Source organism: Gillisia mitskevichiae (genome assembly GCF_003634585.1).
In the GTDB taxonomy this organism is placed as follows: domain Bacteria; phylum Bacteroidota; class Bacteroidia; order Flavobacteriales; family Flavobacteriaceae; genus Gillisia; species Gillisia mitskevichiae.
Window position 1 is genome coordinate 189,027 of sequence record NZ_RBLG01000004.1, and the last position, 15,660, is coordinate 204,686.

The 15,660-nt window shown below is 33.8% G+C and carries 16 protein-coding genes; 13 read left to right on the top strand and 3 right to left on the bottom strand.

Going from position 1 to position 15,660, the window contains the following annotated elements; all coding sequences use genetic code 11:
• Positions 1–114: 114 nt before the first annotated feature.
• Both BC962_RS13495 and BC962_RS13505 read left to right on the top strand, forming a co-directional pair.
• Positions 115–594: a hypothetical protein gene (locus tag BC962_RS13495; RefSeq protein ID WP_147405658.1), complete on the top strand. Its 480-nt coding sequence runs from the start codon at positions 115–117 to the stop codon at positions 592–594.
• Between the two features lie 244 nt (positions 595–838).
• The gene (locus BC962_RS13505; RefSeq protein WP_121346547.1) at positions 839–1,225 is read left to right on the top strand and encodes a pyrophosphohydrolase domain-containing protein; all 387 of its coding nucleotides are present in this window, start codon (positions 839–841) and stop codon (positions 1,223–1,225) included.
• Between the two features lie 197 nt (positions 1,226–1,422).
• On the opposite strand, the gene BC962_RS13510 is transcribed toward BC962_RS13505, so the two are convergent.
• Complete coding sequence (locus tag BC962_RS13510; RefSeq protein WP_121346657.1) at positions 1,423–2,493, bottom strand: branched-chain amino acid aminotransferase; 1,071 nt, start codon at positions 2,491–2,493, stop codon at positions 1,423–1,425.
• 326 nt (positions 2,494–2,819) lie between these two features.
• On the opposite strand from BC962_RS13510, the gene mnmD reads away from it, so the two are divergent.
• Together mnmD and BC962_RS13520 are read left to right on the top strand one after the other, a co-directional pair.
• On the top strand, positions 2,820–3,497 hold the full coding sequence (mnmD, locus tag BC962_RS13515) for a tRNA (5-methylaminomethyl-2-thiouridine)(34)-methyltransferase MnmD (protein WP_121346658.1): 678 nt from the start codon (positions 2,820–2,822) through the stop codon (positions 3,495–3,497).
• Positions 3,498–3,566: 69 nt separating this feature from the next.
• A complete protein-coding gene (locus tag BC962_RS13520) occupies positions 3,567–4,469 on the top strand; it encodes a TIGR01777 family oxidoreductase (protein ID WP_121346548.1) in 903 nt (300 codons plus the stop codon).
• Positions 4,470–4,518: 49 nt separating this feature from the next.
• Here the strand turns inward: BC962_RS13520 and BC962_RS13525 are convergent, their stop codons facing one another.
• A complete protein-coding gene (locus tag BC962_RS13525; RefSeq protein ID WP_121346549.1) occupies positions 4,519–5,187 on the bottom strand; it encodes a YceI family protein in 669 nt (222 codons plus the stop codon).
• A gap of 152 nt (positions 5,188–5,339) precedes the next feature.
• Between BC962_RS13525 and BC962_RS13530 the strand changes: the two genes are divergently transcribed.
• The 7 genes from BC962_RS13530 (at position 5,340) to BC962_RS13560 (ending at position 12,529) form a co-directional block, all read left to right on the top strand.
• On the top strand, positions 5,340–5,924 hold the full coding sequence (locus BC962_RS13530) for a nucleotide exchange factor GrpE (protein ID WP_121346550.1): 585 nt from the start codon (positions 5,340–5,342) through the stop codon (positions 5,922–5,924).
• Positions 5,925–5,964: 40 nt separating this feature from the next.
• Positions 5,965–7,098: a molecular chaperone DnaJ gene (gene dnaJ, locus BC962_RS13535; protein ID WP_121346551.1), complete on the top strand. Its 1,134-nt coding sequence runs from the start codon at positions 5,965–5,967 to the stop codon at positions 7,096–7,098.
• 219 nt (positions 7,099–7,317) lie between these two features.
• Positions 7,318–8,247 (top strand): ABC transporter ATP-binding protein, encoded by a 930-nt coding sequence (locus BC962_RS13540; protein WP_121346552.1) that lies wholly within the window; start codon positions 7,318–7,320, stop codon positions 8,245–8,247.
• Positions 8,240–9,535, top strand: coding sequence for an ABC transporter permease (locus BC962_RS13545; RefSeq protein ID WP_121346659.1), 1,296 nt, complete (start codon positions 8,240–8,242; stop codon positions 9,533–9,535). Before BC962_RS13540 ends, BC962_RS13545 begins: the two co-directional genes overlap by 8 nt.
• Before the next feature lie 3 nt (positions 9,536–9,538).
• Positions 9,539–10,474 carry a mechanosensitive ion channel family protein gene (locus tag BC962_RS13550; RefSeq protein ID WP_121346553.1) on the top strand — a complete coding sequence of 312 codons (936 nt, stop codon included), beginning with the start codon at positions 9,539–9,541 and terminating at the stop codon, positions 10,472–10,474.
• The gene (locus BC962_RS13555) at positions 10,458–11,363 is read left to right on the top strand and encodes a DUF6268 family outer membrane beta-barrel protein (RefSeq protein WP_121346554.1); all 906 of its coding nucleotides are present in this window, start codon (positions 10,458–10,460) and stop codon (positions 11,361–11,363) included. The genes BC962_RS13550 and BC962_RS13555 overlap by 17 nt, the downstream gene beginning before the upstream one ends.
• Complete coding sequence (locus BC962_RS13560; protein ID WP_121346555.1) at positions 11,363–12,529, top strand: sigma-54-dependent transcriptional regulator; 1,167 nt, start codon at positions 11,363–11,365, stop codon at positions 12,527–12,529. Before BC962_RS13555 ends, BC962_RS13560 begins: the two co-directional genes overlap by 1 nt.
• A gap of 16 nt (positions 12,530–12,545) precedes the next feature.
• On the opposite strand, the gene BC962_RS13565 is transcribed toward BC962_RS13560, so the two are convergent.
• Complete coding sequence (locus BC962_RS13565) at positions 12,546–13,139, bottom strand: hypothetical protein (RefSeq protein WP_121346660.1); 594 nt, start codon at positions 13,137–13,139, stop codon at positions 12,546–12,548.
• A 77-nt stretch (positions 13,140–13,216) separates the two neighbouring features.
• On the opposite strand from BC962_RS13565, the gene BC962_RS13570 reads away from it, so the two are divergent.
• Complete coding sequence (locus BC962_RS13570; RefSeq protein ID WP_121346556.1) at positions 13,217–14,101, top strand: PPK2 family polyphosphate kinase; 885 nt, start codon at positions 13,217–13,219, stop codon at positions 14,099–14,101.
• A 26-nt stretch (positions 14,102–14,127) separates the two neighbouring features.
• The gene (locus tag BC962_RS13575) at positions 14,128–15,543 is read left to right on the top strand and encodes a M20/M25/M40 family metallo-hydrolase (protein ID WP_121346557.1); all 1,416 of its coding nucleotides are present in this window, start codon (positions 14,128–14,130) and stop codon (positions 15,541–15,543) included.
• Positions 15,544–15,660: the final 117 nt, after the last annotated feature.

Below are 15,660 nucleotides of genomic sequence, written 5' to 3' on the forward strand. Positions count from 1 at the left end.
CCCCGAGAAATATTATTTGTCGGGGCTTTTTTTTATGATTAAAATCATTTATAATAATTTCTTTAGACATTAATTTAGAAGATGTTTTTAAGTACAATTCTAAATTATCATGTTATGAAAAAATTACTTATTTTGTTATTTGTGCTAACAACTCTATCCTGTAATGCACAGGAAAAAGAGAAAAAGGAACAGAATAAAGACCAAAAATTATCCTCAGCTCAACCCGAAGAGAAGTGGGATGTTAAAAAGGAGTATGATGAAGAAGGAAATTTAATAAGGTACGATTCGGTTTATTCTTGGAAATACTCAACAATAGAGGGTGATTCTATTAGTCAAAATCTAGATAGTATAATGGATAACTTCAGAAGATATTTTGAGGTTAAAGCCCCCTATAAATGGGAAAATTATTTTTCCTATTTTCCAAAAAATGACTCCCTTTTCATGAATGATTTCTTCGCAGACGATTATTTTTTGAGAAATTGGAGAAGACAAAATTTGGAGTTAGAAGAATTTATAAGACAAATAGATTCTTCTCGAAATTCGTTCTTAAGAAAAAATCATCCGGGATTAATGAAATCTAAAATAGATAACTAATTATAGTTGTCTATTTTTTTAAATAAGCCTTTATCACAAACAATAAACCTATAAAGATTAAAAAGCCAACTAATACATATAAACTGCCTTTATGATATTTTTTATGGATAGCAATATCTTTTTTATAGCTGAAGATTATCACCACTACAAATGAGAGAAAAAATATTGCTGCAAAAATCCATTGTCCGGTACTAAACATTTTTGTTATTTTAGAGCAAAGTTAACTTTTAAAACGCAATTAATAATGAAAAGAAGAATTGAAGCCGTACAAGAATTCCATACCGCATTTGGATTGGGAATGAATGAAAATCCAATTGCAGATCTTGGAGAAGCAAAGAATATGCTTCGCTTTAATTTAATGAAGGAGGAAAATGAAGAATATCTGGAAGCAGCCAATAATAATGATCTTACAGAAGTCGCGGATGCTTTAGGAGATATGTTGTATATTTTATGTGGTACCATTATAGAACATGGGATGCAACATAAAATAGAAGAGGTTTTTGAAGAAATTCAACGCAGTAATATGAGCAAGCTTGGTGAAAATGGTAAGCCTATATACCGGGAAGATGGAAAGGTGTTGAAAGGGCCAAACTATTTTAGGCCTGAGATTCAGAAGATTTTAGAGAAATAGTTAAGACTTAGGTTCGTGCTGCTTTAAAGATTTACAATATATAGAAGGGTCTATTCGAGCGTAGTCGAGAATTATAAAAGAATGGAGGAGGTTTCTATCCTGCTCAACATGATATTTAAGCTTTAAAAAATCTTCAATAAAAATCAAAAAGCCTTGAAATTAATTTCAAGGCTTTTTAATATTGACTTCTATTTATTTTATTTCACTAAATATCTCCATCCATGCTTATCTTCAGATAGGTTGTATTGAATTTTCATCAATTTATCTTTAAAGAAAGTTGCATAAGAATCTGTTAATACTGGTAATTCATGTTTTTCACCTTTATAACCAAATCCGGAGATCGGATTTATAACTGCTGCTGTACCGGTTCCAAAGATCTCCTTTAATGTGCCATCTTTCGCAGCATCTAAAATTTCTTGAACAGGAACTTTTCTCACTTCAACTTTAATATCATTTTCTTCAGCTAAAGTGATTAAACTTTTTCTGGTAATTCCATCTAAAATTCTATCGTTAGTTGGTGTGGTGATTAAAGTGTCATTTATTCTGAAGAAAATATTCATGGTTCCAGCTTCTTCAAGAAAACTATGCGTATTAGCATCGGTCCAGATAATTTGTTGGTATCCTTCTTCCTTTGCTAAATTAGTTGGATAGAATTGTGCTCCATAATTTCCAGCAGCTTTTGCATATCCAACACCACCATCTGCAGCACGACTATAATTTTCAGAAAATTTAACTCGAACTTCTCCATTGTAATATGATTTTGCTGGAGAGCATATAATCATAAATTTATAGTTTGTTCCAGGGGAAGCGGATACTCCAGGTTCTGTAGCAATTACAAAAGGCCTTATGTAAAGAGAATTCCCAAATCCTTTTTTAATCCAGTCTTTCTCCATTTTTAAAAGTGTATCCAATGCTTGGAAAAAAAAGTTTTCCGGAAATTCCGGGATAGCCATCCTTTTAGCAGAGATATTAATACGATTAAAATTATCTTTTGGTCTAAACATCCAGATCTGATCTTGATCATCTTTAAAGGCTTTCATACCTTCAAATACTGCTTGTCCATAATGAAAAACCTTCGCAGAAGGATCCAAGGAAATAGGTCCGTAAGGCATAATTTTAGGAGTCTGCCAAGAACCATTTTCATAATCACACGTCATCATATGATCGGTAAAAATGTGCCCAAATTTTAAATTTTCGAAATCTATAGAATCTAGTTTAGAGGTAAGGGCTCTTTTAATATCAATATCGATGGTTGCATCGTTTTTCATTATAATTTTTTTAGTATTTGCAAATTTACCCAAATTAAACCTAAATCAAAGTTACATCGATTGAAATTATTAACAAGCTCTGTAATATTTATAATAATTTTATATAATTATTGATGATTTCTAAAATTAACGTTAATATTTGATTGATTTCAGAATAGAAGCGGCAATTTATTGAAAATCAACTATTTCAGAGAATATTATTTTATTTATTATAAGTTAAATAGATAGATATTTTTAAACCATTTGAATGTGGGATTAGAGTTTAATTGAGAATTTTGAGAACAACCGCTTTAATTAAATTAATTTTACCACTCAATATATTAGATTTGAAAAGAGAAATAATTATTACTGGAGATGGTTCTTCTACCATTCATATTCCCGAGTGGAACGAGCAATATCATTCTAAACACGGGGCTTTGCAAGAAGCTAAGCATGTATTTATAAAAACAGGCTTGATCCCTTATATAAGTAGTAGCCATAAAACAGAGATCTCTATATTGGAAATTGGATTTGGTACAGGTCTAAATGCCTTGGTTACTTGGGAAGAAGCATCTGCTCAAAACACAGTTGTTAAATATACTGGTGTAGAAGCATATCCTGTAGCCCAGGAGGAGGTTGATAAATTGAATTTTGTGGAAGTGCTTGAAGATTCAGAAGCTGAAAACTTTTTTAAAAACATCCATTCTTCAGAATGGGAAAATGAAGTAGAAATTACACCAAGCTTTAAACTTATCAAACAGCAGAAATTCTTTCAAGATATTGATGATGATCAATTATATGATCTTATTTATTTTGATGCTTTTGGTGCAAGGGTTCAACCGGAGCTATGGTCTGTAGAGATTTTTAAGAAAATGTTTAATGCTTTAAAGAACAATGGTATTTTGGTTACTTATGCTGCGAAAGGCAGTGTTAGAAGAGCAATGCTAGAAGTTGGCTTCGGTGTAGAACGCCTCCCGGGACCTCCCGGAAAGAGAGAAATGTTAAGAGCAACTAAAATAATATAATTCTCCTTGTTAAACCTAGTGAAATAGTTAGCTGAGACGGAATCCTGTCGGTATATTGCAAATAAAAAAATGCGAGTCTTAATTACAGGTGCCACCGGTTTAGTAGGTTCAAATATTTCAAAAAAATGTTTAGCCAAAGGTTTTGAGGTTAATTATCTTACTACAAACAAAGACAAGGTCAGGAAAGAGGGAAATTTTAAGGGCTTTTATTGGGATCCCGAGAATAATGTGATCGACGATGAATGTCTTAATAAGGTGGATGTAATAATTCATCTTGCAGGTGCAAGCATCGCTAAAAGATGGACAAGTAGTTATAAGGAGGAGATATTGAATAGTAGAATAGATACTGCAAATCTTCTTTTAAACAGATTAAAAGCTACCAATCAATCTATAAAGCAATTTATTTCGGCCAGTGCGATCGGGATCTATCCTAGTTCCTTACAAAATCTTTATAAGGAAGATGATTCGCGAACAGATGATTCATTTCTGGGAGAAGTTGTTGAGAAATGGGAAGCAGCAGCAGATAAATTTAGTGATCTAAATATTAAGGTGGCAAAAGTTCGAACAGGATTAGTTCTCGCCAAAGATGGTGGGGCATTACAGAAAATGAAAGAACCTGCAGATTTTAATTTAGGTGCCGCTTTTGGGAGTGGTAAACAATGGCAATCTTGGATACATATAGAAGATCTTGCCAACTTATACATACATATTTTAGAGAATGATTTGGAAGGTGTCTACAATGCCGTAGCTCCAAATCCTGTTACCAATACGGAATTGATGGATGGAATTGCCAAACAATTAGATAAGAATGTTTGGTTGCCAAATGTTCCTGCTATAGCTTTAAAAGTAGCTTTGGGAGATATGTCTACTGTAGTTTTAGCCAGCCAATTGGTGAGTTCAGATAAAATTGAAAATACAGGTTTTACCTTTAAATATAAGAATCTAACAAAGGCTTTACAGAATTTATTGTAAAAAAAATAGGCTGCAATTTGCAGCCTATTTTCATATATGTTTAATAGAATTAAGCTTTTTTAGCTTTCACTTCTATCATTAATTCAATCTCGTCATTGATAAACTTATCTCCTAAACCATCAAATACAGATTTAGAACCATAATTCACGTTCCATTTAGTTCTGTCTATATTAAATTTCTCACTTGTTAATTCTAAAGTGTCTTCATTAATATTGATAGTTACAGGAAATTCAACATTTTTGGTAACATCTTTTAAAGTAAGATTCCCTTGTAACATTGTTTTTCCGTCTTTTACAGAAACCCCAGTAACTTCAAAAGTTCCAGTAGGATATTTAGTTACATTATAGAAATCTCCTTCTTTACCTTCCACAGTTCCTTTAAGGTGCTTTTCAAGATTCAATTTATCATCTCCTTCAAGATCAGTAACATTAATAGAGTTCATATCAATTACAAAAGTTCCACTTTCAATTACGCTATCGTTAGCTTTAAAAGTTCCTTCTGTCAACTTGATAGTTCCCGTGTGAGTTCCAGTAGGTTTCTCACCTTGCCAGTTGATCACAGAGCTTGTAGTGTCTACTTCAAATGAAGCAGCTTCCATAGTGGAGTCTGCAACTTCTTGAGCATCTGTAGTTTCAGCTTCTTTATTTTCGTTTTTACAACCTACAACAGCAAATCCAATTGCTGCAATGGTGAAAATATTTAATATTGATTTTTTCATCTTATTCGTAATTTTTAATGAAGTGCAAAAGTACCAACGTAATTAACACGTTCATCATAAATATATATTAAATTTTTTCAGATGACATTTTGACATTTTTATAGGATTGGCAACAAATTTGTCCTTTGCATGAAAACAAATTTTGCGCACCAATGAACAAACAACAAGATTCCAATAATAAAGAGCATAACAACGAATTAGATAACAACGATTCTGTAAAAGACCAAATTGAAGAACTTCTAGATGAAGCTATTGAGGAAGTAGAGGGAGCAGAAGGAGAGCAGTTATCTGAGAATGATCAACTAAAAGCAGATCTTGAAAAAGAGAAAGATAAGTTCTTAAGACTTTTTGCTGAGTTTGAAAATTTCAAAAGACGTACTTCTAAAGAGAGAATCGAGTTATTTAAGACCGCTAATCAGGAAGTTATGTCAGCTATGTTACCCGTTTTAGACGATTTTGACAGAGCGATGAATGAAATTAAGAAAGCAAAGGATAAAAATCTACTTAAAGGTGTAGAGCTTATTTATAATAAATTTAATGAGACTTTGCTGAATAAAGGTTTAGAGCCAATGAATGTAAAGCAGGGTGATGTTTTTGATGCAGATATGCATGAAGCCATTACTCAAATTCCAGCTCCTTCAGATAAACTGAAAGGCAAGATAGTAGATGTGGTAGAGCGCGGGTATAAACTTGGAGACAAGATTATTCGCTATCCAAAAGTGGTGACAGGTAAATAATTTACATTAAAGTCGCTACTAAAAATTACAAAATCACAAAATGAAAAAGGATTATTACGAAATATTAGGATTAAGCAAAAGTGCAACTAAAGCTGAAATTAAAAAGGCTTATAGAAAGAAAGCTATAGAATTCCACCCAGATAAAAATCCTGGGGATTCTAGTGCAGAGGAGAGCTTTAAAAAAGCTGCTGAAGCATATGAAATTCTTAGCAATGATGAGAAGCGTGCTAAATACGACCGTTTTGGACATCAAGCATTCGAAGGTGGCTTCGGTGGTGGTGGAGGCGGTATGAATATGGATGACATATTCAGCCAATTTGGTGATATTTTCGGAAATGGTGGTTTTGGCGGCGGTGGCGGCGGATTCTCCGGTTTTGGAGGTTTCGGTGGCGGCGGTGGTCAGCGACGAGTTAAGGGAAGTAATTTACGTATTAGAGTGAGTTTAACCCTTGAGGAAATTGCTAATGGAGCCGAGAAAAAGATAAAAGTAAAGCGTAAAGTTCAGGCTGAGGGCACAACTTATAAAACTTGTTCTACTTGTAGTGGAACAGGGCAGGTAACACGAATTACGAACACGATTCTTGGTAGAATGCAAACAGCATCTCCATGTACAGTTTGTGGTGGGGCCGGTCAAACAATAGATCAAAAACCTGCAGATGCAGATGCTCACGGACTAATTTCTAAAGAAGAGACTGTAACTATCAAAATTCCAGCAGGGGTAGAAGATGGTATGCAATTAAAAGTCTCGAGTAAAGGAAATGAGGCACCAGGAAATGGTGTTCCCGGAGATCTATTAGTTGCAATCGAAGAAAAAGAGCATCCTACATTACAACGTGAAGGAGACAATCTGCACTATGACCTTTATATTAGCTATTCTGAAGCTGTTCTTGGAGCGAGTAAAGAAATAGATACTGTTTCTGGAAAAGTGAGAATTAAGATAGACGAAGGAGTGCAGTCTGGTAAGATTTTGAGACTTCGAGGTAAAGGTATCTCGAATATAAATGGCTACGGAAAGGGAGATCTTTTAGTGCATGTAAATGTTTGGACTCCGAAAGTTTTAAATAGAGAACAGAAAGACTTCTTTGAGAAAATGGCTACAGATGAAAATTTCCAACCTAATCCAGAAAAGAGTGATAAATCATTTTTCGAGAAGGTAAAAGATATGTTTTCTTAATTAAGAAAATTTTAAGATAATTTTTATATATTTGAGTATCACTAATTTAATTAGTGATACTTTTTCTTTTTCATAGCAATTTTTTTCCCATCCTTAATATCGTTTTGAGGGTGGGTTTTTGTTATGATAAATGTTTAGTAGCTGCATCCAAAATAAAATCTTAGGTATATAAAAGCATTTCTGCGCTATTTCAATATATTTACGAGATAATAGACTTTTATGGATAATCTTCTGGTTGCAGAAAATATTTGCAAACAATTTGGAAATTTTACTGCACTAAATAATGTTTCCATCAATATCCCTAGAGAAAGTATTTTTGGACTTCTAGGGCCAAATGGTGCTGGAAAAACCACTTTTATAAGGATAATAAATCAAATTACTATGCCCGATAGTGGCGTAGTATATTTAGATGGAAAACCCCTTCACCCAAATGATGTTGGGCATATTGGGTATTTGCCCGAGGAACGCGGACTTTATAAATCTATGAAGGTGGGTGAACAAGCGCTTTATCTTGCAAGACTTAAAGGTTTAACTAAGGCCGAAGCTAAAGAGCAGTTGGATTATTGGTTTACTAAATTAGATATTAAACACTGGTGGGATAAAAAAATACAAGAGCTTTCTAAAGGAATGGCTCAAAAAGTACAATTTGTTATTACTGTACTTCATCGTCCTAAATTATTGATCTTCGATGAACCTTTTAGTGGCTTTGATCCAGTAAATGCCGATCTTATTAAAAATGAAATCCTCCAACTTCGAAATGAAGGTGCTACGATCTTGTTTTCTACCCACAGGATGGAAAGTGTAGAAGAATTATGTGATTATATGGCATTGATACATGAGTCTAATAAGTTGTTAGATGGTAAGGTAGATGACATTAAAAGAGCACATAAGACTAATACTTTTGAAGTAGGGATGAACCCATTTAATGAGAATGAATTATTAGCAGAATTAAATAGCAATTTCAAAATTAAGAAGGCGCATTTTAAATCCCTTTCAGACGATTTAAAATTGAATATTCAAATTAAGCCAAATGAATCGCCAAACGATCTGCTTCAATATTTAATTACAAAATCCAGAGTTAATCATTTTGTAGAAGTAGTGCCTTCAGTAAATGATATCTTTATTAAAACCGTTACTAAAAATGAATAACCTCAAACTAATTATTCAGAGAGAGTATCTGGCAAGGGTAAGAAATAAGACCTTTATTGTAATGACCTTTTTGAGTCCGTTGATCTTAGTAGGAATGTTTTCTTTGATCGCTTATCTAAGTATGCTTAATAATAGTGAGACTCATACTATTGCGGTTAAAGACGATAGTGGATTATTTAAGGGGGAATTTGAAAATAAAGAAGAAATAGATTTTGTAGATGTATCTTCTATTTCTCTGGAAGATGCAAAACTTTTAGTAAAAGAAAAAGAATATTATGGAGTGCTTTATATTCCTAATAATCAAGATAATGTAGCTTTAGCTAAATCTATTCTGTTTTTCGGGAAAGAAGCACCTTCTATTGGAATTTTAAGACAGATCGAACGCACTATTTCAAAAAATCTTACTACACGAGAGCTTATTTCTCGTGGTTTAGATATTTCGCAAATAAAGGCGGCAGAAGCACAAGTAGATATTCGAATAGAGAATTTTCAAGGGGAGCGAACTTCAAAAATGTCTAATTATATAAAGATGATTTTTGGGGGTGCAGCAGGATATCTGCTTATGATGTTCATTATTATATATGGAAATATGGTAATGCGAAGCGTTATTGAAGAAAAGACCAACCGGATAATAGAAATTATAATTTCTTCAGTAAAACCTATCCAATTAATGCTGGGAAAAATTATTGGAACTTCCTTGGCGGGAATCACTCAATTCTCTATTTGGGTTGTTTTAGGAACCATTCTTTTATTTGTAACCTCCTCTCTTACTGGTATGAATCTCATGGAAGCTCAGCCGCAAATGCAAGATATAGAGCAAGTTTCTAATGGAGAAATACAGCAGCTAATAATAGACATTACCAACTTGCCAATTTTAACCTTAATACTCTCTTTTCTGGTTTACTTTATAGGTGGTTATTTTCTATATAGTGCTATTTACGCAGCTATTGGTGCTGCAGTAGATTCTGAAACTGATACCCAACAATTCATGTTCCCTATAATATTGCCTTTAATGTTGGGCATCTATGTTGGTTTTTTCTCAGTAATTGAAAATCCGCACGGCACGGTTTCTACAATTTTCTCTATGATCCCTTTAACTTCTCCAATTGTTATGCTAATGCGAATTCCATTTGGAGTGCCATGGTATGAGTTGGCGATTTCTGTAATTATATTATTCGTTACCAATGCAGGAGTAGTATGGCTTGCAGCTAAAATTTATAGAGTAGGGATTTTAATGTATGGTAAAAAACCAACTTATAAAGAATTGTATAAATGGATTAAATATTAATGAATGCAAAGTAATGTAGATAAAGTTAAAGAAGTGATAGAACAGGATATTTGGGGGTTGATTCAAGACTTCCTAAATATCACTATTTATCCATTAACTGGAGACAAGGCGGATGGTATACATATTACCGTGGGTGTAGTTCTTCTAGTGATCTTTGCATTTGTTGTTACAACTATTGCGCTTAGGTTAATACGTGTTTTCTTAACGAGAAAACTAGAAGAAAACGATAAGCTTAAATTTATTAGTGTTTTTAAATTTATAAAATATCTCGTTTATATAATTGTAATAATTATAACCTTAAGTTCTGCGGGTATAGATATTACAATACTGTTAACTGCCTCTGCCGTTCTTTTTGTTGGTTTGGGATTGGCATTGCAAGAACTTTTTCAAGATGTTATTGGAGGTTTATTTATAATTGTAGATAAATCCCTATTAGTAGGAGATATTATAGAAATGGAAGGGAGAGTAGGTAGGGTGATAGATATTAAACTTAGAACTACTCGAGTACTTACAAGAGATGATAAAGTAATGATCATTCCCAATCACAAGTTTATAAGTGATATCTTATTTAACTACACTCAAAACCATAAAACTACGCGTGAGTTCGTAAAAGTTGGAGTAGCTTATGGAAGCGATACAGAAAGGGTACAAGCAATTTTATTGGAATGTGCTAGAGAACAAACTGGAATCGTTAAAAAGCCAGAGCCTTTTGTGATCTTCGATGATTTTGGCGATTCTTCTTTAGATTTTTCCCTACATTTCTTCGTTACAGATAGCTTTGTAGATCCTAAAATTAAAAGTCTATTGAGGTTTAAAATAGATCATAAGTTTAGATTGAATGGTATTTCCATACCTTTCCCTCAGCGAGATGTACATATGTTTTATCCTAGTAACGCTAGTGCTCCTCCAATTCCGCCACCAAATGATGAAAATTCTTAAGTCTATTTTATTCTTGTTATGTATTGGAAGTACGACAATAATGCATGGTCAAGCTACCGATTTGGCGAGAGTAGAATACACGAATTTTCCACAGTCCAATTCAGATAATTCTTTTAGTCGTTTCAAAACCTTCTTCAAATTTCCTATTAAATTAAATGATAGTGGTGCGTATTTTATACCTGGTGTTCAATATGAAAATGTCAATTTTCAGTATAAAGATTCCGCGCCATTTTCTACAGAAAATTTAGAACATCTTCAATCTTACGCCATTAGTTTAGGTTACACATATAAAATGAGTGAAGATTGGCGATTTGGGATAGAAGCTGAGGTAAATGCCACCTCTAATTTTGAAACTAAAGAATTACAAAGTGAAGATGTAGAGTATACAGGCTCTATATATTTTATAAAATCTAGGAATGAAGAAGAAATTAATAAACCATGGAGGTTAATTCTTGGATTGCGTTATTCTACTTCTACCAGTTTAAATTTCCCATTACCTATTGTAAATTATTACAGGAAGTTCGATCCTAATTGGTCATTTACTTTAGGGGTGCCAAAAACCAATTTAAGATACTATCTAGGCGAAAAAAGTACTTTTCAGGCATTTGTCACGGTAGATGGGTATTATGCAAATATTCAGGATAGAATTAATATAAATCCTATTACTTCTTTAGATAAAAAACCGGCCCAAAATATATCTATGACCACAGTTTTATCTGGGATTGGTTACGAATGGAGGTTCTCGAAGTATTTTTCTTTTTATATTTACGGTGGTCATAGCCTTATTAATACTATTCGTTTAAGAGATGAAAATGAAGATAGGGTATATACCATAAACGACACAAATTCTTTATACGGCCGTACAGGTCTTAAATTCAGTATATTATAATGGCGAAGATTTTAGTAATAGAAGATGAAGCATCAATACGTAGGGTTTTAGTTAAGATTCTTTCTGAAGAAAACAAAACCTATCAGCTAGATGAGGCTGAAGACGGATTGATAGGGATAGAGAAAATAAAAGATGAAGAATACGACCTTGTTTTATGCGACATTAAGATGCCGAAAATGGATGGGATCGAGGTTCTTGAAGCCATAAAGAAAATAAAACCAGAAGTGCCAGTGGTTATGATCTCTGGGCACGGAGACCTAGATACAGCCGTAAACACTATGAAAATGGGTGCGTTCGATTATATTTCTAAACCCCCAGATCTCAATAGGTTATTAAATACGGTTCGTAATGCATTAGACCGCAAAGAATTAGTGGTAGAAAACACCTTGCTTAAGAAGAAAGTAGGAAAGAAATACCAGATGATCGGGGAATCACCTGCGATTACTTCCATTAAAGAAATTATAGAAAAAGTTGCTCAAACCGATGCCAGAGTACTTATTACGGGACCTAATGGAACTGGTAAGGAATTGGTGGCACATTGGATACATCAAAAAAGCGAACGTTCTAACGGCCCTATGATAGAGGTTAATTGTGCAGCTATTCCTTCAGAATTAATAGAAAGTGAACTTTTTGGTCATGTTAAAGGAGCTTTTACTTCAGCAAATAAAGATAGAGCAGGAAAATTTGAAGCTGCAAATGGCGGTACCATCTTTTTAGATGAAATTGGAGACATGAGTCTTTCTGCTCAAGCCAAGGTTCTTCGTGCATTACAAGAAAATAAGATCTCGCGTGTAGGGAGTGATAAGGATATTAAAGTAGATGTTAGAATAGTTGCAGCTACCAATAAAGATCTTAAAAAGGAAATTGAAGATAAAAAGTTTAGAGAAGATCTCTATCATAGATTGGCAGTGATCCTTGTAAAGGTGCCGCCTTTAAATGAGCGTAGAGATGATATCCCTTTATTAATTAATTTCTTTGCACAAAAGATCGCAGAGGAGCATGGAAGTAATGTGAAGGTATTTACTGAAAAAGCCATAAACCAACTACAAGATTATGACTGGACAGGAAATATTCGTGAGTTAAGAAATGTGGTAGAACGTCTTATTATCCTAGGAGGTTCAGAGGTTACAGAAGAAGACGTGAAACTTTTTGCTAGTAAGGCTTAGTGCTAATTTTTAAAAACTATTTTTTGGTTTTAAGGGAATCCGGAATGTACCTTAAAAAATACATGGTATCCCCACTTGGATGCTGCCATTCATTAAAAAGTTCGAAACCAAAGCGTTGATATACTAAAGAATTTTGACGCATTCTGGTTTCGGCATATAATGGGATATTATAAAGATTTGCTTGACGATAAAATTCGTCTTTCATTTCTTTTCCTACCTGTTTGTCTGCACCTCGAGAATCCTCTAAAATCCCCCAAAACCAACAGTACAAATACTCACCTTCTTGTGGGCGTTGACTTTTAATGAATTTTTGGGTTTTTAAGATTTTTAAAGCTTTCTTAATTCCTGTAACATTCCAAACAAGACCTAATTGCTCAGGCAATTCTTTCCAAAAATTTTCATCCTTCTTACTAGTCTTAAAAAGTATTGCGAAACCTTTTTGATTTTCAGAAATAATTAAAGCATCTTTCTCAAGAGCCTTATCTACCATATGAGTTGCTAGATATTGGAATCGTTGATCTCTTTTAGAATCATTCTTTACCACTTCCATAGAACTAGGGATTTCCTTTAGTAAGGTGGCAACATTCTGTATTATCTCTTCTCTTTCCAAGCTATTGAATTTAAGGGCGAAGATAAAAAAAATATGTTTCTTAAAGATTGTATATTTAGCATTCAACGATTTAGATTATGGATAAATTAGATCTTAAACATTTTCGGATAGATTCTACAACAGATTTAAAAAATAAAGCGACTTCCTATCCTTTGGAAATCAATGGAAAAAAAGTTAAAGTGGCTCTTAAAGATACCCGTGAGAAACTTGGTAAATGGCAGGATAAACTATACGCTCATGGCAAATATGCTGTGCTTATTTGTATTCAAGGAATGGATACTGCAGGAAAGGACAGTTTAATAAGAGAGGTTTTTAAAGATTTTAATTCTAGAGGAGTAGTGGTGCATAGCTTTAAAGTGCCAACACCTTTAGAGTTAAAGCATGATTTTTTATGGAGACATTATATAGCTTTACCTGCACGGGGTAAGTTTGGGGTGTTTAATAGAACACACTATGAAAATGTTCTAGTTACTAAAGTTCATCCAGAATATATTTTAGGAGAGAATCTTCCAGAGGTTACTAGTTTGGAAGATGTAAATGAAGCATTTTGGGAGGAACGATTTAATTCCATCAGGAATTTTGAAAAGCATATTGCCGAGAATGGCACTTTGATCTTTAAATTTTTCCTTCATATTTCAAAAGAAGAACAACGTCAACGCTTGCTGCGTAGGTTAAGAAAACCCCAAAAAAACTGGAAATTCTCCCCTGCAGATCTTAAGGAGCGTGCTTTATGGGATGAGTATCAACATGCCTATGAAAAGGCTATCAATGCCACCTCCAAACCTCATGCACCTTGGTATGTGATTCCTGCAGATGATAAGGACACGGCACGTTATTTGGTTGCTAAAATTTTATACGATGTGCTTATAGAATATAAAGATGTCCAAGAGCCAGAGTTATCTCCGGAGGTTAAAAGTAATCTTGAAGAATACATGGAGATCTTAAAAAAAGAAACTTTATAATTTTAAAATTCACAAAAACAGTATCGATGAGAAAAATTTTAATAGTGGGACTTTCCATTTTATGTAGTCAGCTATCATTTTCGCAGAACAGTAACAAACAGGAGGATTCTTTAAATCTTCGAAAATTATATGATATGTCTTTGCTTAACGGCAAATCTTATTTATGGTTAGAGCATTTATCAAACGATATTGGAGGGAGACTTTCTGGATCTTTAGATGCTCAAAAGGCGGTGGAATACACGAAAAAGGAATTGGAAACTTTAGGCTTAGATAAAGTTTGGTTACAACCGGTAATGGTACCAAAATGGGTAAGAGGAGCAAAAGAATTTGCTTACATAGAAACTGCGCCGGGAAGCACTAGGAATATTAATATTACGGCTCTGGGAGGTTCCGTGTCTACACCTATGGGCGGAGCAAAAGCTCAGGTTATAGAAGTACAAGGTATAGAAGATCTTGCAAGATATGGAGAGGCGCAGATTAAAGGAAAGATCGTTTTTTATAATAGACCAATGCGTGCAGATCTAATAAATACTTTCGAAGCATATGGAGGTTGTGTAGATCAGCGATATTCTGGTGCTGCAGAAGCTGCAAAATATGGAGCAATTGGAGTACTTGTAAGATCTATGAATTTAAGATTGGATGATTTTCCTCATACTGGTACGATGAGTTATGGTGAATTAAGACCTTCTCAAAGAATACCAGCAGCAGCAATAAGCACGAATGATGCAGAATATTTAAGCAGTTTATTGAAAATTGAGAAGAAAGCTGAAGTATATTTTAAACTGAATAGCGAACAACTCCCAGATGTTCAAAGTTACAATGTGATTGGGGAGATAACAGGAAGTGAATTTCCTAATGAATATATAGTAGTGGGAGGACATTTAGACTCATGGGATGTTGGAGATGGTTCTCATGATGATGGTGCGGGAGTAGTTCAATCTATGGAAGTATTGCGGTTATTTAAGGAATCTGGAATAAAGCCGAAAAGAAGTATTCGTGTGGTATTATTTATGAACGAAGAAAATGGCTTGCGTGGAGGAAATAAATATGCGGAGATAGCTGAAGAAAAAAATGAAAATCACATTTTTGCTTTAGAAAGTGATTCTGGAGGATTCACTCCTAGAGGATTTTCCTTTGAAGCAAGACAAGATCAGTTTAACCAAATCGCTGCATGGGAATCTTTATTTAAACCTTATTTAATTCATTATTTCGAATTAGGTCATGGAGGAGCAGATATTGGTCCGTTGAAAAATGGTAAAACCGTACTTGCGGGATTAGTGCCAGATTCTCAACGCTATTTTGATCATCATCATTCAGAAAATGACACGTTCGATCAGATAAATAAAAGAGAATTAGAACTAGGTGCTGCTACTATGGCATCTATGATTTACTTAGTAGACAAATACGGACTTTCAAATACATCTGAAGTTTCAAAACTTTAGTGAGAATAGTTATTCTATTTTAGAATTCCATTTTAATTTTCAAGAAAAAGATCTGCAATGATTTTCAGAAAATTAAAATGGAATTCAATTTTTGCCCAAACAAATCCTGTTATCTTT